Annotated in this window: 20 protein-coding genes and 3 pseudogenes; 14 read left to right on the top strand and 9 right to left on the bottom strand. The window is 67.0% G+C overall.

Going from position 1 to position 21,495, the window contains the following annotated elements; all coding sequences use genetic code 11:
* Positions 1 to 31: 31 nt before the first annotated feature.
* Entirely contained in the window at positions 32 to 1,228 is a 1,197-nt protein-coding gene (pedA1, locus tag F0357_RS23550) for a lanthanide ABC transporter ABC transporter substrate-binding protein PedA1 (RefSeq protein ID WP_153491207.1), read from the bottom strand.
* Between the two features lie 205 nt (positions 1,229 to 1,433).
* Here pedA1 and F0357_RS23545 point away from each other — a divergent pair, with 205 nt between their 5' ends.
* From F0357_RS23545 to F0357_RS23525, 5 genes and pseudogenes are all read left to right on the top strand, one after another.
* Positions 1,434 to 1,934: a DUF3280 domain-containing protein gene (locus F0357_RS23545; RefSeq protein WP_153491199.1), complete on the top strand. Its 501-nt coding sequence runs from the start codon at positions 1,434 to 1,436 to the stop codon at positions 1,932 to 1,934.
* Positions 1,935 to 2,027: 93 nt separating this feature from the next.
* On the top strand, positions 2,028 to 2,234 hold the full coding sequence (locus tag F0357_RS23540; RefSeq protein ID WP_153491196.1) for a hypothetical protein: 207 nt from the start codon (positions 2,028 to 2,030) through the stop codon (positions 2,232 to 2,234).
* A gap of 76 nt (positions 2,235 to 2,310) precedes the next feature.
* Positions 2,311 to 3,906: a sensor histidine kinase gene (locus F0357_RS23535; RefSeq protein ID WP_153491192.1), complete on the top strand. Its 1,596-nt coding sequence runs from the start codon at positions 2,311 to 2,313 to the stop codon at positions 3,904 to 3,906.
* A pseudogene (locus F0357_RS23530) lies at positions 3,903 to 4,606 on the top strand (response regulator transcription factor). The gene F0357_RS23535 and the pseudogene F0357_RS23530 overlap by 4 nt, the downstream one beginning before the upstream one ends.
* Before the next feature lie 102 nt (positions 4,607 to 4,708).
* Complete coding sequence (locus tag F0357_RS23525; protein WP_208948570.1) at positions 4,709 to 5,095, top strand: hypothetical protein; 387 nt, start codon at positions 4,709 to 4,711, stop codon at positions 5,093 to 5,095.
* A 12-nt stretch (positions 5,096 to 5,107) separates the two neighbouring features.
* Here the strand turns inward: F0357_RS23525 and F0357_RS24845 are convergent, their stop codons facing one another.
* The 3 genes and pseudogenes from F0357_RS24845 to F0357_RS23520 form a co-directional block, all read right to left on the bottom strand.
* Positions 5,108 to 5,263 (bottom strand): helix-turn-helix domain-containing protein, encoded by a 156-nt coding sequence (locus F0357_RS24845; RefSeq protein WP_246161937.1) that lies wholly within the window; start codon positions 5,261 to 5,263, stop codon positions 5,108 to 5,110.
* A 138-nt stretch (positions 5,264 to 5,401) separates the two neighbouring features.
* Positions 5,402 to 5,512, bottom strand: a pseudogene (locus tag F0357_RS25640) (AAA-type ATPase lid domain-containing protein); the annotation flags it as partial.
* A 17-nt stretch (positions 5,513 to 5,529) separates the two neighbouring features.
* A pseudogene (locus F0357_RS23520) lies at positions 5,530 to 6,876 on the bottom strand (sigma-54-dependent Fis family transcriptional regulator); the annotation flags it as partial.
* 331 nt (positions 6,877 to 7,207) lie between these two features.
* Between F0357_RS23520 and F0357_RS23515 the strand changes: the two are divergent.
* Positions 7,208 to 8,680: a benzaldehyde dehydrogenase gene (locus F0357_RS23515; protein ID WP_153491183.1), complete on the top strand. Its 1,473-nt coding sequence runs from the start codon at positions 7,208 to 7,210 to the stop codon at positions 8,678 to 8,680.
* 78 nt (positions 8,681 to 8,758) lie between these two features.
* On the top strand, positions 8,759 to 9,859 hold the full coding sequence (locus F0357_RS23510) for an NAD(P)-dependent alcohol dehydrogenase (RefSeq protein WP_153491179.1): 1,101 nt from the start codon (positions 8,759 to 8,761) through the stop codon (positions 9,857 to 9,859).
* A 109-nt stretch (positions 9,860 to 9,968) separates the two neighbouring features.
* Here the strand turns inward: F0357_RS23510 and F0357_RS23505 are convergent, their stop codons facing one another.
* From F0357_RS23505 to F0357_RS23490, 4 genes are all read right to left on the bottom strand, one after another.
* Positions 9,969 to 10,352: a c-type cytochrome gene (locus F0357_RS23505; protein ID WP_208948569.1), complete on the bottom strand. Its 384-nt coding sequence runs from the start codon at positions 10,350 to 10,352 to the stop codon at positions 9,969 to 9,971.
* Between the two features lie 138 nt (positions 10,353 to 10,490).
* Positions 10,491 to 11,237, bottom strand: a complete 747-nt coding sequence (locus tag F0357_RS23500; protein ID WP_153491173.1) for an ABC transporter ATP-binding protein — start codon at positions 11,235 to 11,237, stop codon at positions 10,491 to 10,493.
* Positions 11,206 to 12,000 (bottom strand): ABC transporter permease, encoded by a 795-nt coding sequence (locus tag F0357_RS23495; RefSeq protein WP_153491169.1) that lies wholly within the window; start codon positions 11,998 to 12,000, stop codon positions 11,206 to 11,208. Before F0357_RS23495 ends, F0357_RS23500 begins: the two co-directional genes overlap by 32 nt.
* Positions 11,984 to 13,039 (bottom strand): ABC transporter substrate-binding protein, encoded by a 1,056-nt coding sequence (locus F0357_RS23490; RefSeq protein ID WP_312861803.1) that lies wholly within the window; start codon positions 13,037 to 13,039, stop codon positions 11,984 to 11,986. Before F0357_RS23490 ends, F0357_RS23495 begins: the two co-directional genes overlap by 17 nt.
* A 767-nt stretch (positions 13,040 to 13,806) precedes the next feature.
* Here F0357_RS23490 and xoxF5 point away from each other — a divergent pair.
* The 6 genes from xoxF5 (at position 13,807) to F0357_RS23460 (ending at position 19,544) form a co-directional block, all read left to right on the top strand.
* On the top strand, positions 13,807 to 15,606 hold the full coding sequence (gene xoxF5, locus F0357_RS23485; protein ID WP_153491157.1) for a lanthanide-dependent methanol dehydrogenase XoxF5: 1,800 nt from the start codon (positions 13,807 to 13,809) through the stop codon (positions 15,604 to 15,606).
* 228 nt (positions 15,607 to 15,834) lie between these two features.
* Positions 15,835 to 16,308, top strand: coding sequence for a c-type cytochrome, methanol metabolism-related (locus F0357_RS23480; RefSeq protein WP_153491600.1), 474 nt, complete (start codon positions 15,835 to 15,837; stop codon positions 16,306 to 16,308).
* 78 nt (positions 16,309 to 16,386) lie between these two features.
* Positions 16,387 to 17,235 carry a substrate-binding domain-containing protein gene (locus tag F0357_RS23475; RefSeq protein WP_153491146.1) on the top strand — a complete coding sequence of 283 codons (849 nt, stop codon included), beginning with the start codon at positions 16,387 to 16,389 and terminating at the stop codon, positions 17,233 to 17,235.
* 416 nt (positions 17,236 to 17,651) lie between these two features.
* Positions 17,652 to 18,269, top strand: coding sequence for a YceI family protein (locus tag F0357_RS23470; RefSeq protein WP_153491142.1), 618 nt, complete (start codon positions 17,652 to 17,654; stop codon positions 18,267 to 18,269).
* Positions 18,270 to 18,372: 103 nt separating this feature from the next.
* A complete protein-coding gene (locus tag F0357_RS23465) occupies positions 18,373 to 18,960 on the top strand; it encodes a cytochrome b (protein ID WP_153491139.1) in 588 nt (195 codons plus the stop codon).
* Complete coding sequence (locus tag F0357_RS23460) at positions 18,960 to 19,544, top strand: YceI family protein (RefSeq protein WP_153491135.1); 585 nt, start codon at positions 18,960 to 18,962, stop codon at positions 19,542 to 19,544. The genes F0357_RS23465 and F0357_RS23460 overlap by 1 nt, the downstream gene beginning before the upstream one ends.
* A 72-nt stretch (positions 19,545 to 19,616) precedes the next feature.
* Here the strand turns inward: F0357_RS23460 and F0357_RS23455 are convergent, their stop codons facing one another.
* Positions 19,617 to 20,282, bottom strand: coding sequence for a GntR family transcriptional regulator (locus F0357_RS23455; RefSeq protein ID WP_312861802.1), 666 nt, complete (start codon positions 20,280 to 20,282; stop codon positions 19,617 to 19,619).
* A 173-nt stretch (positions 20,283 to 20,455) separates the two neighbouring features.
* Between F0357_RS23455 and F0357_RS23450 the strand changes: the two genes are divergently transcribed.
* Entirely contained in the window at positions 20,456 to 21,493 is a 1,038-nt protein-coding gene (locus F0357_RS23450; RefSeq protein ID WP_153491130.1) for a phosphotransferase, read from the top strand.
* Positions 21,494 to 21,495 lie beyond the last annotated feature (2 nt).

Genomic DNA, 21,495 nt, shown 5'->3' with positions numbered 1-21,495 from the left:
GCGAACGGCGGCCCGCTTTCGAAAGCGGGTCTCAGTGGAACTTGCAGGTCGATTCCGGCTCGTCGGTGCCGAGCGAGTCGAGCGGCGAGCGCTGGTGGAGGAATTCCGGCTGCGGCGAGACGGACACGAGCGACATCGGCTGCACCACCAGGATCGGCTGGCGCAGTTGATGGTCCCACGGGCGGAAGCTCGTCGGCACGCCCTTGTAGGCGGCGAGCTGGAACTCGGGCTTCACCATGAAGGCGGCGAGCGCCGCCGGATCGCCGCTGCGGGTTCGCGTCGCCGCTTCGCCGACCGCGCGGACCGCCATCCAGACCTGATAATCGACCGGCCGCATCCGCCGCTGGAAGGTGCGCTGGAAGCGGTTCTGAAGCTGCGTCGCGCCCCAGACCTGAAGTGTGGGATGCATCGTCGTGGCGATGAGACCCTGGGTGCCCGCCACGAGCTTCGGCGACCAGGTGCGGTAGAGGACGTAATCGCCGAAATCGCCGGGCTCGTCGGCGACGATGAGGACGTCGTAATCGACGCCGCGGGTGAAAACGAGGGCGTCGGCCGAGATCGGGCCGTCCGCCCGGGCGGTCGCGAGTGCGCCGAAGGTCCAGGCTTTCTCCGACCCGATTTTGAGGCCGAACTTCTTGGCCGCGCGGCGGACCTGATCCGCGTAGAGCCCGTCGGCCGGGGTCGGCCCGGTGACGAGGAAGAGGTTGGTCCAGCGCTTGGTCGCCAGATATTGCATCAAGGCGTCGGTGAGCATCGCCCGGCTCGGCGCGACCGAGAACACGTTGACGCGGCAATCCGCATTGCGGAGGCTGTCGTCGGTCGCCCCCGCGTTGAAGACGATGGCGCCCGCATCCTTCACCGCATCGGCGACTGCCGTGACGTCGGCGGCGGGCAGCGACAGCACCAGGATCTTGGTGCCCTTGGCGACGAGGGCCTTCGCCGCGTCGACCGGGGATTGGTCCTTGTCGAGCACCGTTTCACTGAGCGCATAATGCTGCTTCATGAAACGGCCGGTGGTGTTGTTGTCCTCGATCGCGATCCGCGCGCCGGCGACGCCCTCGTCGACCGGAACCGGATCGATCGCATCCGCCGGCGGCGGCGGGATCTTGCGCATGATCACGCCGATCGCGATGTCGCCGGCGTCCGCCGCAGCAGGGCCGACCGCCATCGGTGCCGCGGCGAGACCCAGCCCGAACAGGCCGGCCCGCACCCAGGATCCCACACTCATTCGAACGCTCCCGTACCCGGATCGCAGCAGCTTGCGCAGCTTCCTATCTCTCGCGTCAAGATCAAGCACAGCAGCCCTCATAAGAGAAATATAAGAGTCCTGTGCGGGACTTGTCGGCCTCGCCGCAGCGCCCTAGACCTAGCGTGATCTGTTCGTTGCGGTGGTTGCGAGGGTCATCTTGCGAAAACAACTTCACAAAAAAGCGATGATGGCGGCGCTCGCCTTGGTCGCGGGGCTGACCTCGGCCACGGCCGAGGCCGCGCCGCATGTTGCCGTCCTACCGGCAGAACTTCTCGACATGAGCGGCGCCGCGACCCGAAATCCGTCGCCGGACTTGCAGCACCGCCTCGATCTCGTCACAGCGGAACTGCGCAAGCTGCTCGCCCAATCCGGGGAGGTCGAGGTGGTGGATGTGACGCCAGCGGCCGCGCGGATCGCCGACGAAGGACCCGTCTACAAGTGCAACGGCTGCGAGGACGACATCGCGAAGTCGCTCGGGGCGGACTGGGTCGCCACCCTGTTGGTGCAAAAAACGTCCAATCTCATCCTGTCCTTTCGCGTTAAGATCGACGACGCGCGCTCCGGCAAACTGGTTCGGGCCGGGCTCGCCGATATCCGTGGCGACACCGACGATGGTTGGGTTCGCGGTGTCCGCTGGATCGTGAAAAACCGGCTCCTCGATCCGCCCCTGCCGACGGAGCCGTGATGCCGTGCGCCTCGTACGGCTGTTCGATTGCGCGGCGACCGCTCCTCCCCAGTGGACGCCGGCAGGGCAGTGGCGTGAAGAAGGAGATCGTGCATGCTTCTCCTCATGGCCGTATGCCTCGTGGCAGAGCCCAAGACCTGTCGCGAAGAGCAGATCGTCTGGTCGATCGAGAATGCCGCTGCGATGCAGTGCATGAGTGCTGCGCAGTTCGCCATCGTCGAATGGCAGACGAGCCACCCCGCTTGGCATGTGACGCGCTGGCGTTGCGTGCCGACTTCGGCGAAAAAGATCGATATCTGACGTCGCCGACGCCGAAGGCGGACAAGGGCGGCGCATCGAGGGAGATGACGTGCGCCGCCGCGGTCCGCGTTTGAGAATGAGTTCGATCCGGCTGAGGCTCGCCATCCTCGCCGGAGCGGCGGTGCTGACGGCCGTCGTGGCGGCGTTTTCGCTGGTCGAGGGGCTGCGCGCGTCCGACGCCGCGCTCGAACGCGCCTTCACCGCGCGGACCCGTCTCGATCTGCTGGCGAGCCTGTCCGGCCGGCTTTCCGATTACGGCCTCGCTGCGGTCGCGGCGGCGGGCAGCACGTCGGGCGTCAACGGCGCCATGGCGACGGCGCGGGCGTCGGTATCCGCGGCCTTCCGCGTCGTCGCCGCAGCGGGAGGGGCCGTCACCATCGAGCCGGCGCAACTTGCCCGCATCTCGGCCGATTTCGATCTGCTCGACCGCCAGATTGCCGAGGCGCGGCGCATGCCCGACACGATGGCCCGGACCGATACCGTGAAGGGCGCGCTCAATGCCTTCGCCGCGTCGGCGGGCCCCCAGCTTTCGAGCCTCGTCGATGCCGAGCGCCGCGAAATCGAACGCACCCGGCAGGCAGCGCGCACGCTGTCAGAGCGCCTTCAATGGGGCGCGGCCGCCGCGGCGGTGCTCGCCATCCTTCTGATGGTCGCCCTGCACCGACGGATCACCGGGCCGCTGGTGCGCCGGATCGCCGAGATCGAGGCCGGCGCGGCGGCGGTCGGCCGAGGCCAGCTCGAGATTCGGATCGCCGGGGGTGGGCGCGACGAACTCGGCCTGCTCGTCGCCCAGTTCAATCGCATGGCGGCACGGCTTGCGCGCCGCGAACGTCGGGTCGTCACCGATCGCGCCGCGCTCGAGCGAACGATCGCGGACCGTACCGCCGAGCTCCAGGCCGCCAACGCCCGCCTGACGACGGTTGACGGCCAGCGACGCCGCTTCTTCGCCGACGTCAGCCACGAACTGCGCACGCCGCTGACTGTGATCCTCGGCGAGTGCGATGTGGCGCTGCGCGGTCTCGCGAAGGAGGACGGGCCCCTGCGCGCGGCCTTCCTCACCATCCGCGGGCGGGCGCAGCGCCTGCATCGACGCGTCGGGGATATGCTGCGCGTCGCCCGTTCGGCCTCGGGCGAAATCGAGCTTCACCGCGAAGAGGTCTCTCTGAATGCGGTGCTCGAAGAGGCGATCGACGGCTTCGCGCGGCACGCCGTTCGCCGCGGGATCGCGTTGACGTTGGTGCACGGGCCGACCGACCCGATCGTCCTCGCCGATCGGGAATGGCTTCGACAGGTCGTCGAGGGCCTGATCGGAAACGCGTTTGAGCACGCCACGGGCGCGACCCGGATCGAGCTGCGCGGCGAGGAGACGGCGGACGCCGTTTCGATCCTCCTCGCCGATGACGGATGCGGGATCGCGCCGGAAGCCTTGCAGAGTCTGTTCGAGCGGTTCGCGCGATCGGGCGGCGGCGAGAAGAGCGGCGGCTTCGGCATCGGTCTGGCTCTGGCGCGCTGGGTCGTGGAGCGGCATGGTGGCACCATCGGCATCATGCCGGCCGAGCCGCGCGGAACGGACGTGCGGATCAGGCTGCCGAAGATGCCTGGTTATGGCGATGCGCGCGGCCCCGGCGGATTGCCCGCCATGGCCGAATTCGCCGGAGATGACGCGGCATGAATGTTCTTGTGGTGGAAGACGACGTCGACATCGGCTCTGTGCTCGCGCGCGGGCTCGAATCCGAGGGCTTCTCCGTAACCGTCGTCGAGACCGCGGCGGCGGCGGTGACGGAGGCGCGCAAGGGGCTACCCGCGGCGGTCGTGCTCGACATGATGCTGCCCGATGCGTCCGGGATCGAGGTTTGCCGCGCGTTGCGGACCCTCGGTCATGCCGGGCCGATCCTCTTCCTCAGCGCCAAGGACGAGGTGCGCGACCGGGCGGAAGGACTATCGGCCGGGGCCGACGATTATATCGTGAAGCCGTTCTCGTTTGCGGAGCTCGTCGCGCGCCTCAGAACCCATCTGCTGCGCCGCCTCGGCGCGACGGAGGCCTCGCTCGTTTCGGCCGGACGCCTCGAACTCGACCTCAACCTGCGCGAGGCGCGCTACGGGTCGGCGAAGACGCGGCTCACCCAGCGCGAGGCGGATCTTCTCGAAATGCTGATGCGCGCGCCGAACCGGCCACTGCCGCGCAACGAGATCTTCGACCAGCTCTGGGCGAACCAGGGCGGCGTGTCGCTCAACGTGGTCGATGTCTATGTCGGCTATTTGCGGGGGAAGCTGGCGGAGCTGTCGCGGGCGGGGGGCCGCCGCTCGTCACCGTCAGGGGCCGGGGCTTCATGCTCGACCTCGCCCAGGCCCGCTGGGCCGCGGAGGCATGACGCCGCCGCGCGGATCGCGGACGACCACCTGAAACGACAAGGTCAACAAGACGCCGGCCACGGCGCGGGGACCCAGCGAGTAAAACGACCGAGGACGAACCGATGAGCATCCGTTCCCATTTCAAGCCGCGCTTCGGCCCCCGTCTGGCGCCGCTTGCCCTGATGGTGGGCCTCGCCGTGGTGCCGCACACCGCGCGGGCCGACCCGACGGCGAACGATTACCCGACCGAGGCGCGCGTCGATTACGTGCTCGCCTGCATGGCGGTGAACGGGCAGGGGCGGGACGTGATGTCCCACTGTGCCTGTTCGATCGACACCATCGCCTCGATCATCCCGTACGACCGTTACGAGCAGGCGCAGACGATCCTCTCGATGCGCCAGGGGGTCGGGCAGAACACGATGGTGTTCAAATCGGTGAAGTCGTTCGACGATATCGTCGCGAGCGTTCGCCGCGCCCAGGCCGAAGCGGACGTGCTCTGCTTCCGCTGACGGCGCGGTCCTTCAACCCTCGGTTCGCCGCGTCTTGAGGCGATAGTCGAGCTTCGCCCGGCTCAGGCCGAGTTGGCGGGCGGCGGCGGAGATATTGCCGCCGGCCGCCTCGAGCGCCGATCGGTAGAGGTCTTCCTCCGCCCGCTTGAGCGCTGCCGCGCTCGTCATCGGCTGCGGGTCGCGCGCCCTGCCGGGAGAGCGGCCGATGCGGCCTTCGCCGGTCAGCCGCAGGGCGAGGGAGGGCGCTTTCTCGAAGCCCGTAAAGAGATGGGCGACATCGATCAGCGACCCGTTGTCGGCGCAGATCACGCCGCGCTCGACGAGGTTCTGGAGCTCGCGGATGTTGCCGGGGAAATCGTAGGCGAGCAGCGCTTCCATGGCCCGGCGAGTGAAGCCCGGCACGTCGCGCCGGTGGCGTTCGCGGAACAGCTTCAGGAAGTGCTCCGCGAGCAGCGGGATGTCGTCGCGGCGATCACGCAGCGGCGGGATGACGATCGGGAAGACGCAGAGTCGGAAATAGAGGTCCTGCCGGAACCGGCCCGCGCGCACCTCCTCCGAGAGATCGACGTTCGAGGCGGCGACGACCCGCACATCGATCGGCACGGTCTTGCTGCCGCCGACCCGCTCGATCTTGCGCTCCTGGATCGCCCGCAGCACCTTGCCCTGCGCCGCGTAGGTGAGCGAGGCGATCTCGTCGAGAAACAGCGTGCCGCGGTGGGCGCGCTCGAAGTAGCCGGCGCGCGATTGCACCGCGCCGGTGAAGGCCCCCGCTCGACGCCGAACAGCTCGGACTCGACCAGAGTCTCCGGAATCGCCGCGCAATTGATCGGCACGAAGGGCCTGCTCTGCCGCGGGCTGAGCCTGTGCAACTCGCTCGAGAACAGCTCCTTGCCGACGCCGGATTCGCCGATGAAGAGCACCGTGGCGTTGGTATCGGCGACCTTCTCCAGCATCAGCCGGGTGCGCAAAAAGCTCGCCGACACGCCGACGACCTGATTGTCGTCCGCCTCTGCTCCGCCCGGGCCGGCCGCCTGCGCCGCGGCCGCTTGGGTGGCGCGCGCCGTGCCGCGTTTCGGCCGGGCCTTCCAGTCGAGGCCGAGATAATGACGCTCCGGAGCGTCCTTCTCCCATCCGTCGGCGTGCTGGCCGACGACGAGGCAGCGCGCCGCGCCCATGCCGGCACATTCGATCTCGCGGAAGATGACCGGTCGGCCGAACAGGGTGCTGGTGTAGCCAGACGGATAGCCCGTCTGCATCCAGCAGACCGGCTCGGTCGCGATGCCGTAGCTCGCGAGATGCTCGGCCGCCTCCGACGAATCGTCCCACTGGAACTCGCCGAAATAGGTGCCCTTCTGGAGATCGAACTCGAACTGCTTCGTCGTCACCTTGACGAAGCCTTCCAGCGTGTGGACCCGCGGCCCGGCGGCCAGGGCGTGGGTCAGAGTGTCCGGCGGAAAGCGCTTCCGGATCAGCTCGGCATCGCGCACGCCCTGCATGTAGCCGACACGCATGAAGATGCCCTTCGCCGTTTCCAGGCCGAAGGCGTCGATGATCTCCTGGCGGAGACGGCCGAGCACCAGCGATTGCATGAGCACCATGCGCTGGTCATTGAGCCAGATCCGGCCGTCGCCGAGCGCGAAGTGGAGCGCTTCGGTGAGGTCGCTCAGGGTCGGTGCGGCGCCGGTGTCGCGTTCGCTGAAGGCGCCGCGCGTGAGGATCTTGCCCGTCTTGCGGGAGGCTTCGGCGAGGGAGATCAGCCCGGGCGGGCGCTGCGAAGCCATCGTGGGAACCATCGAGGTTATGATGATTTCATGAAGGCTATTTCATCATTTTCATAATCGCAAGCGGGAGCATAAGCGCGCCGCTGCCCCGCGATCTTCTACAAAATGCAATAACCTCAATTGGTTATGCCGCAGCGGGATGGCCGCTGGCGTTGCGCTTCCGATTTGGCACGGCCTTTGCGCTGTTGGTCCCCGAACCGCTCGAGGAAGCGGGAGGAGGAACGCCGACACGGCGCTGATCGAATGGCACTCCGGCGAGAGAGGACGCTCACGCGTCCGGCTCGGAGCCGCGATGCCGTGTCTCGTTCCGCGGCGGACAAGGAGGAAAGCGATGAACGCCCATCCGAAGACATTCCTGAGCCCGGAGCGCTGGCAGGGCCGCGCATATCTCGGCGATTGGCGAGTGACCGAAGCCGGTACGATCGACGTCGCCGATCCGGCGAGCGGGGCGGTGATTGCGTCGGTCGGCATCGCCGGGGCCGCCGACATCGCCCGCGCCGCGGCGGAAGCCCGCGCGGCCCAGCGCGGCTGGAGCAGGACACTCCCGACCGAGCGCGCGCGGATTCTGACGAAGGCTGCCGATTTTCTCGAACAGAACGGCGCCGAACTGATCCCGTGGATCATGCGCGAATCCGGTTCGATCCACCCCAAGGCGGCGATCGAGATCGAACACGGCACGCACTTCATTCGCCATGCGGCGAGCCTCGCCGTGGCGCCGATGGGCGTGATGATCCCGGCGATGGACGCGCGGACGAACTACGCCAAGCGCGTGCCGCACGGCGTCGTCGGCGTCATCTCGCCGTTCAATTTTCCCCTCGTGCTCTCGATCCGCTCCATCGCCGCGGCGCTCGCCTTCGGCAACGCGGTCGTTCACAAGCCCGATCCGCGCACGCCGATCTCCGGCGGCGTCATCATCGCGCGCATCTTCGAGGAGGCCGGCCTGCCGAAGGGCGTGCTCCAGGTCGTGGCGGGCGGCGCCGAGGCCGGCGAGGCGATGTGCACCGATCCGAACATCGCGATGATTTCCTTCACCGGCTCGGCGCGGGGCGGCTCCCGCGTGGCGGAGATCGCCGGCAAGCACTTCAAGAAGGTGCAGCTCGAGCTCGGCGGCAAGAATTCGCTCATCGTGCTCGAGGACGCCGATCTCGACATCGCGGCATCGAACTGTGCCTGGGGTACGTTCATGCACCAGGGTCAGATCTGCATGGCGACGGGCCTGATCCTCGCCCAGGAAGCCATCGCCGATGCGCTGGCGGACCGCCTCGCCGCAAAGGCACGGCACCTGCCGGCCGGCGATCCCTCCACCCTTCAGGTCGCGCTCGGGCCGATCATTTCGGACGGCCAGGTCGAGAGCATCCAGGCGATCGTCGACGATGCCGTCGCCAAGGGCGCGCGGCTGCTCGCCGGCGGCACCCACGATGGGCGGTTCTATGCGGCGACCGTGCTCACCGGTGTCACGCCCGGCATGCGGGCCTTCAACGAGGAGATCTTCGGTCCCGTCGCCTGCATCGCGCCGTTCGCGACCGAGGCGGAGGCGATCGAGTACACCAATTCGAGCGACTACGGCCTCGCGGCCGGCGTGATCTCTGCGGATACGACCCGCGCGCTCAGGATCGCCGACGAACTCGACGTGGGCATGGTCCACGTCAACGATCAGACGGTCAACGGCGGCCCGTTCGCGCCGTTCGGCGGCCCGCGCAAGTCGGGCAACGGAACCCGGATCGGCGGCCCCGCCGACATCGAGGAGTTCACCACCTGGAAGTGGATCTCGGTGAAGGACGCCGCCGCGCCCTATCCGTTCTGACCCCGCACGCGCGTCGCCTTCGGACGCGGGCCGTGCCGCCCGCGTCCGCCGTCTTGCCCCTACAGTCCGGAGTTTGCCATGCAGATCAGAGCCGCCCTTGCGCGCGCGCAGCGTGCCGACCTCAGCCTCGAAACGATCGAGATCGAGGATCCGAGGGACAACGAAATCCTCGTCAAGGTCGTCGCAACCGGCGTTTGCCACACCGACATCTCCGCCCGTGACGGCGTGTTGCCGACGCCGCAGCCGGTCGTGCTGGGCCACGAGGGGGCCGGCGTGGTGGAGAAGGTCGGCACCGCCATCACGAAGGTTCGTCCGGGCGACAGGGTCGTCATGACCTTCAATTCGTGCGGGCACTGTCCGAGCTGCCAGGACCACCACATCAGCTATTGCCACGAGTTTTTCCCGCGCAATTTCTTCGCCACGCGTGCCGACGGCACGAGCGCGCTCTCGGCCGGCGGCGCGCGCATTCACGGCAATTTCTTCGGTCAGTCGTCCTTCGCGACCCACGCCATCTGCCATGAGGCGAACGTCGTGAAGGTGCCAGACAGCGCGCCGCTCGAACTGCTCGGACCGCTCGCCTGCGGCATCCAGACCGGAGCGGGCGCGGTGATGAATGCGCTCAAGGTTTCAGCCGGAAAATCGTTCGCAGTGTTCGGCTCTGGGTCGGTCGGGCTGTCGGCGCTGATGGCGGCCAAGGTGGTCGGGGCCACCACGATCATCGCCGTCGATATGCACGACGCCCGGCTGGAGCTCGCCCGCGAGCTCGGCGCGACCCATACGATCAACCCCGCCAAGGTCGATGCGACCGCCGAGATCCTGAAGATCACCGGCTACGGGCTCAACTTCGCCCTCGATACCACAGGGCTTTCGAAGGTCATCCGCAGTGCGGTGATGGCGCTTGCGCCGATGGGAACGTGCGGGATTCTGGGTGCGTCGGCCCCGGGCAGCGAGATCGCGCTCGACGAGGTGCACTTCATGAGCGGCGGACGGCGGCTTATGGGCATCGTCGAAGGCGAGTCCAATCCGGACACCTTCATCCCGATGCTCGTGGAGCTTCAGGCCAAGGGGCATTTCCCGTTCGAACGGCTGGTGACGTTCTATCCCTTCGACGCCATCAACGAGGCGATCCGGGATTCGGAAAGCGGCAAGACCATCAAGCCGATCCTGCGGATGAACTGAGCCGGGGCGTCCCGGCCCTTGCTGGGCACGAACCTAAGAATTCGGCGGGCGACAGCGCCCGCCGATCAACTTTCGAAGGCGGCCGGCTGCCGGCCGGCCTCGCGAAAGGTCACTTCTTGGAGCCGTCGGCGTTGAACTGGCTCAGATAGGCGATGACGTTTTTGATATCGTCGTCCTTCTGGAAGCCCGGGAAGATCATCTTGGTGCCGGCGACGAGCTTCTTCGGCCCGTGGAGCCACTTGGTCAGGGTCGCCTCGTCCCAGGTGAGGCCGGAATCCTTGAGAGCCGCCGAGTAGGAATAGCCTTCCTCGGTGCCGGCCCTGCGGCCCACGACGCCGTTCAGGTCGGGACCGATGGCGTTCTTCGCATCCGGCCCGATCTGATGACACGCCTTGCAGCGCATGAACAGCTTCTCGCCCGCCGCCGCATCCTGGGCGTAAACGGGACCCGCCAGCGCAACGAGCGCGAGCGCACCGAACAACACACTTTTCATCAAGCACCTCTAGCGAGCGTTTCCTGGATCTTTTTCCGAGCCGCGAATGTAAGCCCAGTGGGCAGCATATACATTCGAGTTGGAAGAACTCATTGTGAATTTTGGACAGAGTTTGTCGCTTTCGAGCTCTCTGGCCGATTATCCACGCGCGACGACCGAAGGGAAGCGCTCGGCGAGGCTGCGACGTTCCGTCTCGATCCAGGTCCCGCTGCGCGAAGGCCGTGGCGCATCGAGATCGACACGGGCGAGAACCCGGCTCGGACGCGGTGCGAGCAGGACCAAAGTGTCGGCGATGGCGAGCGCTTCGCGCAGATTATGCGTGACCATCAGGATCCCCATTCCGCGCGCCGCGAACGCTTCGAGCAGCACGCCGCGGAGCGCGGCGGCCGCGGAATCGTCGAGAGACACGAAGGGCTCGTCTAGCAGAAGGAAATCCGGTTCCGTCGCCAGCGCCCGGGCGAGCGCGACGCGGCGGGCGAGACCCAGCGAAAGCTCCCCCGGATACCGATCGCGCCAGGATTCGAGCCCAACCGCGGCGAACAAAGAATCGAGAGGTTTCCGCCGCTCGGGCCGGGCTAGGACGAGGCGGACATTCTGCTCGACCGTCCGCCAGGGCAGCAGCCGCGGCTCCTGGAACATCAGCGCAAGCCTCAGGCTGCGCGGATCGGGCGTGACCGCGCCCTCGAAATCGTGGTCGAGGCCGGCCGCGATCCTGAGCGCCGTGGTCTTGCCGCAGCCGGACGGGCCGATCAGGCAGGTGAAGCGGGCGGGCGCGATCGCGAGGGTCAGGCCGCGCACGGCTTCGACCACCGTGCCGTCGCCCCGCCGGTACCGCTTCAGGTCGATGCGAACGTCAAGCGGGGTCGATGCGCCAGCGGCGGGCATGGGACTCGAGGGGCTGCAACACAAGGAACTCGATCGTGAGCATGACGGCGCCGAAGGCGACCGCATAGCCGATCACGGCACGAACATCGAAGAGCTGGAAATAGAGCGAGATCGCCGCGCCGACACCGTCCGGCCGCCCGAGCAACTCGACGAGAAGGACGATCTTCCAAACGAGGGCGATGCCATTGCGGGCGGCGGCGGCGAGGTAGGGCGCGAGCTGCGGCGCTGCGACGTGATGCAGCCAGGTGCCGAACGGGAGGCGATAGGCCGTCGCCATCTCGTCGAGCCCGGGGTCGAACGCCCGGGCGCCTTCGCGCACGGTGACGGCGGTCATCGGCAGCTTGTTGAGGGCGACGGCGAGCACGGCCGCGGTGTCCGTCAGGCCGAGCCAGATATAACAGAGAACGGCGATGACGAGCGCCGGGGTGTTGAGCAGCACCAGGAGCCAGAGCGAAAAGACCCGGTCCGCCTTGCGCATCCGGCCGAGCCAGAGGCCGATGGCGGTGCCGATCGTCATCGCGAGGGCGAACGAGGCGGCGACGCGGCCGAGGGTGACGGCGATGTTCGCCTCGAGCGCGCCGCTGCGGGCCTCCTCCACGAGGAAGGTCGCGACCGACAGCGGCGACGGGACGCTGCGGGTGTGGGCGAGCGACGCGGCCAGGGCCCAGAGGCCGATCAGCACGACGAGCGACGCGGCGTTGATCGCCGCGAGGCGCAGGCGCCGGCCTCCCCACGGCGGAGACACGTCAGGGGCTGGCGGCATGACCGGTCCAATAGAGCCCCTTCGGCAGGGTCTTCGCCGGGCCGACCAGCTTCGGTCCCCCGATTTCCGCGATCACGGCATAAAGGCGCGCCGCGTCGGCCTCCTCCTCGGCGATCGGGCGATTGGGAATTCCGTCGATGAACCGGCGCTTGAGGGCGTCGAACACGGCGGGATCGTCGGCCTGCATGAGCGGCCGCAGCGCGTCCCAGGCGGACGCCGAGGTCGCCAGCGCCTGTTTTGCCGCCTTCGACGCGGCGGCGAAGCCGTCGACCGCCTCGGGGTGGCGGGCGGCGAAATCCGCCTTGAAGACGTAGCCGATCAGTGCGACCGCGCCCGTCGCACCGAAGGCGCGGGCCGCGTCCTCGGTCGAGATCAGGGTGCGGAACCCTTTCGCCTCGAGCCGGGCACAGAAGTTCCAGAACAGGAGGCCGGCATCGAACTGGCCATTGGCGAGCATCTCGGCGAGCAACGGCGGCGCGCCGAAGGAAGGCTCGACGGCGGTCGCGAGATCGAAGTTGTCCCGGCTCTGCGCGTAGGCGCGCAGAAGAAGCCAGCTCTTGTCGAGCGGTCCGCCGGCCACCGCGACCTTCTTGCCCTTGAGGTCGGACAGCGTCTTGAAGGGGGAATCCTTGGCGACCATCACGCCGCCCTCGCTCGCCGAGAAGGGAATGTAGACGACGGGCGTCCCCTCTGCGGTGAGACGGGCGGCGAGGAGAAGATCGGTCGCGATGACGTCCACGTCACCGGCCATGAAGGCGATGCGGGTGGCGTCGTTGGAAGCCACTTGGACCGATTCGATTCGGATCCCGTTCGCACTGTCGAGGCCGAGGCGGCGAATCGTGTCGAGCTCCCAGTTGACCGTCCCGAACTTGAGCACGCCGGCGCGGATCGTGGCGGCGTCCGCGGCTCGGGCGCGTCCGATCGTCGGCGCGAGAGCCGCCGCCCCGAGAAGGCCGAGCGCGGTTCGCCGCGAGATGGAGGGGCTCGCGCGCCCTTCCGAGTGCGCTTTGGCGGATGGAGCGTCTCCGAGCATTGCCATTGTCTGTCCCGTCCGCATGGAACTCTGCCGGCCTCGGCCCAGAATGTCGTGGCGGGGCGTGGGCTCCCGCCGTGCTGCGGGCCGCGGAGCGGGCTTTGCGCCGCGCCACCACCCGCTTTCTCGACCGCATCATGCGGAGGAGGAGGGTGCGCATCAACCGGAAGGAATCCCTTATAACATAATAAGATAGCTCGCCCGAAGCTGACTTGCTGCGATGCACAAATGACCTTGAGCGCGAACGGACGCGACGCTCGCACAAAATCCAGAATTTCCGCGAGTCTCTGAGCGCGCGACGAAAAGTACGGATTGGAATATTTTGCGCTGCGATGATCCCGCGCGGATAGCGTTTTGCGCTGCCGCGACCCTCAGGTGAGGCCGCTTCTTTTCGGAAAATCGTTCTAAAATAAGGTATTAGATGCATTCCCGCGGCGCTGGGCGTGCTCCAAAAGAATTCACACCGGAGTGAAATGAAATCACGCCATCATGCGCCGCAAAAAATAAGAGCAAACTCAGAAAGTTGGTTGCATGCTGGAAATTGTGTGATTAGCATCGGGGCATCCTTCGGCTTCAACGGTATCGCACGGGGAAAGCGATATACGGTTCGTAGGCCAGCGCGATGCTCACTCGTCGCTGCGTGCTCGATGGCGGAACCGCCGGTTGTGACACGCTGTCGAAGGTCTCGTCCCCGAAGCAAGAAATACTAGGGATAGCTGTGCGTCCGTGCTTGTGGCCGGGCGACCCGGGACTATCCTACTGGAGGATGCGCGATGAGAAGAGCCGGACCGCTCGCGGTATTGGCGCTCGCTGCGGCATGGGTCGTCCCTGCCCAGGCGAACGATGATCTCCAAAAGCAGATCGACAACCCCAATCAGTGGGTTATCCAGACGGGTGACTACGCCAACACCCGCTACTCGAAGCTCGATCAGATCAACACCAAGAACGTCGGAAAACTCCAGGTGTCCTGGACTTTCTCCACGGGCGTTCTGCGCGGCCACGAGGGCTCCCCGCTCGTCGTGGGCGACATCATGTACGTCCACACGCCGTTCCCGAACGTCGTGTACGCCCTCGATCTCAACAACGAGGGAAAGATCATCTGGCGCTATGAGCCGAAGCAGGATCCGAACGTCATCCCGGTGATGTGCTGCGACACGGTCAACCGTGGCGTCGCCTATTCCGACGGCAAGATCTTCCTGCACCAGGCCGACACCACCGTCGTGGCACTCGACGCCAAGACCGGCAAGGTGATCTGGAAGGTCCAGAACGGCGATCCGACCAAGGGCGAGACCAACACGGCGACCGTGCTTCCGGTGAAGGACAAGGTCCTCGTCGGCATCTCGGGCGGCGAGTTCGGCGTGCGTTGCCACGTCACCGCCTACGACGCGGCGACCGGCAAGCAGGTTTGGCGCGCCTATTCGGCGGGCCCGGACGACGAGATCAAGGTCGATCCGGACAAGACGATGGAGCTCGGCAAGCCGGTCGGCAAGGATTCTTCGCTGAAGACCTGGAAGGGTGATCAGTGGAAGATCGGTGGCGGCTGCACCTGGGGCTGGTATTCCTACGATCCCCAGCTCAACACGGTCTATTACGGCACCGGCAACCCCTCGACCTGGAACCCGAGCCAGCGCCCGGGCGACAACAAATGGTCGATGACCATCTTCGCCCGCGATCCGGACACCGGCATGGCGAAGTGGGTTTATCAGATGACCCCCCACGACCAGTGGGACTATGACGGCGTCAACGAGATGATGCTCGTCGACAAGAAGATCGACGGCAAGGACCGCAAGCTCCTGTTCCATCCGGACCGCAACGGTTTCGCCTACACCCTCGATCGCGAGTCCGGTGAGCTTCTCGTCGCCGAGAAATTCGACCCGGCCGTGAACTGGGCGACCAAGGTCGACATGGACAAGTCCAGCCCGACCTACGGCCGTCCGGAAGTGGTGGCGAAGTACTCGACCGAAGCGAACGGCGAGGACGTCAACACCAAGGGCGTCTGCCCGGCCGCGCTCGGCACCAAGGATCAGCAGCCCTCGGCCTATTCGCCGAAGACCGGTCTGTTCTACGTGCCGACCAACCACGTCTGCATGGACTATGAGCCGTACCGTGTGAGCTACACGCCGGGTCAGCCCTATGTCGGCGCGACGCTGTCCATGTATCCGCCCGAGGGTTCGAGCAACATGGGCAACTTCATCGCCTGGGATGCGGTGAAGGGTAAGATCGTGTGGTCGATCCCCGAGCAGTTCTCGGTGTGGTCGGGTGCGCTTGCCACCGCCGGCGATGTGGTCTTCTACGGCACGCTCGAGGGCTACCTGAAGGCGATCGACGCCCACTCGGGCAAGGAGCTTTACCGCTTCAAGACGCCGTCGGGCATCATCGGCAACGTGATGACCTACACCCACAAGGGCAAGCAATACGTCGCCGTCCTGTCGGGCGTCGGCGGCTGGGCCGGCATCGGCCTCGCGGCCGGCCTCACCGATCCGAATGCCGGTCTCGGTGCGGTCGGCGGCTACGCGGCCCTCAACGACTACACCGCCCTCGGCGGCCAGCTCACCGTCTTCGCGGTGCCCTGATCGACCCCGAGAGCAGATCGGCCGGCGCTCCTTTGCGCCGGCCGCGATCCTCTCCTCTCCCGAACTTGGACCGGCGCGACCCCGACCTCGCGCCGGTTCTTTCTCCACCGTAGCGGGCTTGGCGTGCACGACACCGTGTCCCGGCTTCGCGCCTTCCGTGAGGATGAGTCTTTGGTCGCCAAGATTGTGTTTCGCCCTTCGATCGTCAGCGGGCTGTGCGCTGTCGCCATGGGGCTGTTCGTTTCCAACATCGCGCTCGCCGATGCCCAGAAGCCGGCCAGCGAGCAGGACGGCAAATATTTCGACGCCGAGGGCAATCCGACCTACAATGTCCAGCCGGACGGCACGGTCGATTGGTATACCTACTCCGGTTTCCGCCGCTATCACTCCGATTGCCACGTCTGCCACGGCCCCGACGGGCAGGGCTCGACTTATGCCCCGGCGCTCGCCAATTCGCTGAAGACGATGGACTACAACACCTTCGTCTCCACGGTTGTGCAGGGCCGCATGAATGTCGGTACTGGTCATGAGAACGTGATGCCGGCGTTCGGCACCAACAAGAACGTGATGTGCTACATCGACGACATCTACGTCTACCTGAAGGCGCGTGCCGACGACGCCGTGGGTCGCGGCCGGCCCGCCAAGCATGCGGACAAGCCCGCAGCCGCGCGGGAAGCGGAGGCTTCCTGCCTCGGGGAGTGATCGCGAGGCGCGCCAGAAACGGAGGCTCACGCTATGATCGAGCGCCAGAGCCTCAAGCGTCGCTGACCGGAGCATCCCATGCCGAAGCGCCTTCGTCCCGAGCGTCTCGCCGCGCTGTTCGGTTTCGTCATCGCCGCCGCCGGGTTTGCCACGCCCGCGGCGGCGCAGACCGTTCCGGACCTCGTCTCCACCGATACCCTGCGCGTGTGCGGCTCGCCCGCCGCCATGCCGTTCTCGGACCGCAAGAAGGAGGGGTTCGAAAACAAAATCGCCGACATCGTCGGGGAGGAGCTTGGCCTGCCCGTGCGCTATTATTGGCTGTCGCAGGGGCCCGGATTCGTCCGCAACACGCTCCAGGCCGGCTATTGCGACGTCATCATGGGCTATGTCATGGGCGGTGATCCGGCCCTCACGACGAACCCCTATTATCGCTCCGTCTACGTGCTCGTGGTGAAGCCCGACGGACCGCTCGCCGGCGTCACCCGGCTGTCCGACCCGCTGCTCAAGGGCAAGCACCTTGGTGTCATCGCGGCGACGCCGGTGGTCGATCACCTCCAGGCGAACGGCCTGCTCGACGAGACGCGCTCCTACTCGCTGCTGGTCGACCGCGAATATCAATCGCCGGCCGAGGACATGCTGAAGGACCTCGAGGCGGGCAAGATCGACGGCGCCCTCCTGTGGGGGCCGATCGGCGGCTATTTCGCGGGCCAAGCCCAGCCGAAGCTCAAGGTCGTTCCGCTCGTCAACGAGACCGCGCGCCCGCCGCTCGAGTTCCGCATCTCGTTCGGCATCCGCCAGGGCGAGAACGATTGGAAGCACCGGCTCAACGCGATCATCGTGAAGCGCCAGAGCGACTTCAACAAGATCCTCGCGAGCTACGGGGTGCCGCTGATCGGATTCGACGGCAAGCTGATGGCGGGCCCCTGACGGCCCGCCCCTCGGCACGGCTGAACGGCCTCGATTACCGGCGGTCGCGCCGCGGCGGATCTTGCGCCCTTGGTCTCGGATCACGCTTCCGCGAGCGTCGCGCAGCGCGGATTGCCGCCTCTGCCATGATGGGATTTTTATGGCGCCGCCGTCGGCGGACACTGCCCCGCGACGCCACTGGTGTTACGACAAAGCCGCCCCGCTCCGATCCTCTGACCGCGGCCTTATTTAGCCCAAAAAGTGTCCAATCGCGCCTCCTTCTCGTCATTGTCTACGCTTCAGAGACAATGTGGTGCGGTGAACGGCGATTGCTCGTGGTGATGCCCTTCGTCTAAGCGAGTGTTGGCTCCCGTGATCGACCGGTCCTCCCAAGCCGGCGATCCCTCCTCCGAACGGCCAACCTCGAAGGGCTCGTCATGAAGCGTTCCGCTCTCTATCTCGCCGCCGCGCTTGCGCTCTCGCCGGTGCTCGTCGCCACCCCCGGCCTCGCCGAAGGCCCGACCACCAACCTCGCCGACGTGAGGAGCGGCGCGTTCGCCCTCGATCCCGCCCACGCCAAGATCATCTTCTCGACGAGCCACTTCGGCTTCTCGACCTATTACGGCCTGTTCAAGACGTTCGACGCGAAGCTGAACTTCGACGCCAAGGCGCCGGCGAAGTCGACACTCGAGGTGACGGTGCAGATGAACAGCGTCGACACCACCAATCCGAAGCTCGACGAGCACCTCGAGTCGCCGGACTTCTTCGATGCGGCGAAGTTCCCGACCGCCACCTTCAAGTCGACCAAGATCGTCGTGACCGGCGCGCACACCGGCAAGATCACCGGTGACCTGACGCTGCACGGCGTGACCAAGCCGGTGACCCTCGACGCCACCTTCAACGGCGGCGGCGAGAACATGTTCAAGGCCTACGTGCTCGGCTTCAGCGCCACCACGGTGATCAAGCGCACCGAGTTCGGCATCAAGACCTACGCCCCGGCCGTCGGCGACGACGTCAAGCTCATCATCAGCGCCGAATTCGACGCGGTGAAGTGATCGGCGCGCCGGCGCCCAGTGTTCGCCGATCGGGTCGCGAAAATCCGATCGGCGGGCGCTTGCGGGCCGGCGCCCCTTTCCGCCTCTCGACGGAGCCGGACCGATGTCCCACACCTTGGCTTTGAAGACCCGCTACGACGCCGTGGCCGTCACGCTGCATTGGCTGACGGTGATCGCGATTCTCTGCCTTCTCGCCATGGGCTGGACCATGATGTCGGCGAAGCCCGGCTCGCCTCTCCAGTTCGTGCTGTTCCAGTGGCACAAGTCGGTCGGCATCACCGTGCTCGCGCTCACCGTGCTGCGGCTGGGCTGGCGTATCGCTCATCGGCCGCCGCCGCTGCCCGACACCATGCCGGCGCTCGAGAAGCTCGCGGCCCATCTCGGCCATCTCGGGCTCTACGCTCTGCTCCTCGGCATGCCGCTGACGGGCTGGGCTCTGGTGTCGACCTCGCCGTTCAACATTCCGACGGTGCTGTACGGGGTCCTCCCGTTCCCCCATCTCACTTTCCCCGCGGAGCTCGGCACCAAGGCGTCGCTCAACGCGACCTTCACGAGCGCCCATGTCGCCGGCGTCTGGGTGATGGTCGCCCTCGTGATTGTCCACGCCGCCGCCGCGCTGCGCCACCATTTCGTGCTCCGCGACTCGGTGCTGACCCGCATGCTGCCGCGCTTCGGCCAAGGAGACGTTTGATGTTCAGCCTTTCCCGTCTTCGCCGCCCCGTCCTCCTCGCGACCGCCGCCCTCCTCGCCGCGGCGCCGTTCGCCGCCGCCTCGGCGGCGGAATGGGTCGTGGACCCGGCGAAGAGCACGCTCGCCTTCTCCGCCACCCAGACCGGCAACGCCTTCGAAGGCAAGTTCGGCAAGTGGAGCGGCACGATCGATTTCGATCCCGCCAATCCCGCCGCGGGCCACGCCGCGATCACCATCGACGTCGCGAGCGCCGCGACCGGCGATACCCAGAAGGACGAGGCGCTGCCGCAGCCCGACTGGTTCGACGCCTCGAAGTTCCCGAACGCCGTGTTCGAAGTGAAGAGCTTCAAGGCGAAGGGTGGCGATGAATACGACGCCGTCGGCACGCTGACGATCCGCGACAAGTCCCGCGACCTCGTCCTGCCGGTGAAGATCGACATCTCCGGCGACACCGCCCATGCGACCGGCAGCGTCAAGCTCGTGCGCACCGATTACGGCGTCGGCCAGGGCTCCTGGTCGGACGGCCAATATGTCGGCCTCGACGTCGAGGTGAAGATCGACGTGACGGCGACCCGGAAGAACTGACCGAAGCGCAGACCTGCGCGACGCCATTGTCTGCGGCCGGGACGGGCACCCCTCGTCCCGGCCGTTTTGCGTCTATTCGTCTGCGAGCAGCCCCGCGGCGCGGACGAAGTCGGCGGCGGCCTCGATGTCCGCCTGGATCGCCCGCTCGGCCGCATCCCCGTCGCCGGCCGCGATCGCGTCCAGGATCGGATAATGGTGGTCGATCATGGTCCGGCCGCCGGCGACATAGATCGCGGCGATGATCGGGCCCATGCGAAGCCAAAGCCGGCGGATGATGTCGGCGAGAGTGGGCATCGCGGCAATCCGCGCGATCTCGAAATGGAAGATCTGATTGAGGCGGAGCGCTTCGGAGGTGGGACCGTCGACGCGCGCCGCCTCGTTGCGTTCGACGAGATCGCGCAGGAGCGCGACATCGCCGGCGGTGGCGTTGAGCGCCGCCATACGCGCCGCGAGCCCTTCCACGCGCAGGCGGATGATCCGGATTTCTTCATAGTCCCCGAGCCGGATTGCCGGCACCCTCACATCCTTCGGTGTGCGGCTTTCGAGAACGCCGTCACTGATCAGGCCGAGCAAGGCATCGCGCACCGGGGTGACGCTGGTGCCGAGCTGCTCGGCGAGGGGGCGGATGCGCAGCTTGTCGCCGGGCTTCAGTTCGCCGGCGACGAGGGCAGCCGTGATACGGGCCCGCACGCTCTCCGCCAGATTGGGCCGATCGATCGTCGAGAAGATGTCGCGCACGCCGAGTGGCTCCGACCCTCGCATCCGAAGATGCTCCGGGGCGGAGCCTTCCACACACGGCGACCGCGCGCAATAGGTTGATGTATGATGCATCATATGTCATCGTGAGGATGCCGGGGTTGCCGTAGCTCCGCTGCACGCCCCGGCTCGGTGCATTCCGCGATCGGACGACGATGAGCATCCTCACCCAGCGCCTCGTTCCGATCTCCCTAGAGGAGGGCCGCGCCGTCCTGGCCGCGGTGTACGGCATTACGGGTGACCTCGTTGCGATGACGAGCGAGCGCGACCAGACCTTCCGGGTCGAGGCGGCAGACGGCCGCCGCTTCGTGTTCAAGATCAGCAATCCTGCCGAACGCCCGGAGATCATTGCCTATCAGCGCGCGGCCATGCGCCATCTCGCGGACGCTGATCCGGACCTGCCGGTGCCCCGACCGCTGGAGCCGCGAGAAAGAGACGACGGGATCGTCTCCTTCCGCGACGGCACCCACCGCATCGTCTCGCTGCTGTCCTTCCTTGACGGTCGCCCGCTCTACGCGGCCCCGGCCAGCGCCGCCCAGGCTGCCGATATCGGCCGCGCGCTCGGCCGGCTCGATGCCGGGTTCGTCGGATTCGATCCGAACGTGCCGGATCAGGACGGCCTCCTGTGGAACCACGCGCGCCTGCCCGCGCTGAGGCCGCTCCTCGACCATGTCGACCCCGCCCGCCGCGGGCTCGCCGCGGCCGTGCTCGACCGCTTCGACGCCGAGGCGCGGCCGATCTTCGAGGCGCTGCCGCGTCAGGTCATCCACAACGACTTCAACCCGCACAACCTGCTCGTCGATGGCGATACCGGCGAGCGGGTCACCGGCGTCATCGATTTCGGCGACATGGTCGTGGGGCCGCGCGTGCAGGATCTCGCGGTCGCGCTCGCCTACCAGATCGAGCGCGGCGGCGGCCTCGACCTCGCCGACGCGCTGCTCGCCGGCTATGCGGAGCACATCGCGATCGGTGACGACGAGGCCGCGATCCTGCCCGCCATGGTCGCCGCCCGCATGGCGATGACGATCGTCATCGGCGAATGGCGCGCCGGGCTCTATCCGGCGTCCCGCGATTACATCCTGCGCAATCATCCCGCGGCCGTGCGCGGGCTCGCTCTGCTCGCCGCCCACCCGGCGACCCGGCTTGCGGACCTCGCGCGCCGGGCGCGCGACCGCGCTTCCGACGGAGACTGATC

Source organism: Segnochrobactrum spirostomi, assembly GCF_009600605.1.
Lineage (GTDB): Bacteria > Pseudomonadota > Alphaproteobacteria > Rhizobiales > Segnochrobactraceae > Segnochrobactrum > Segnochrobactrum spirostomi.
Note: the sequence above shows the minus strand (reverse complement) of the source record. Positions and strands in the feature narration are given on the sequence as shown.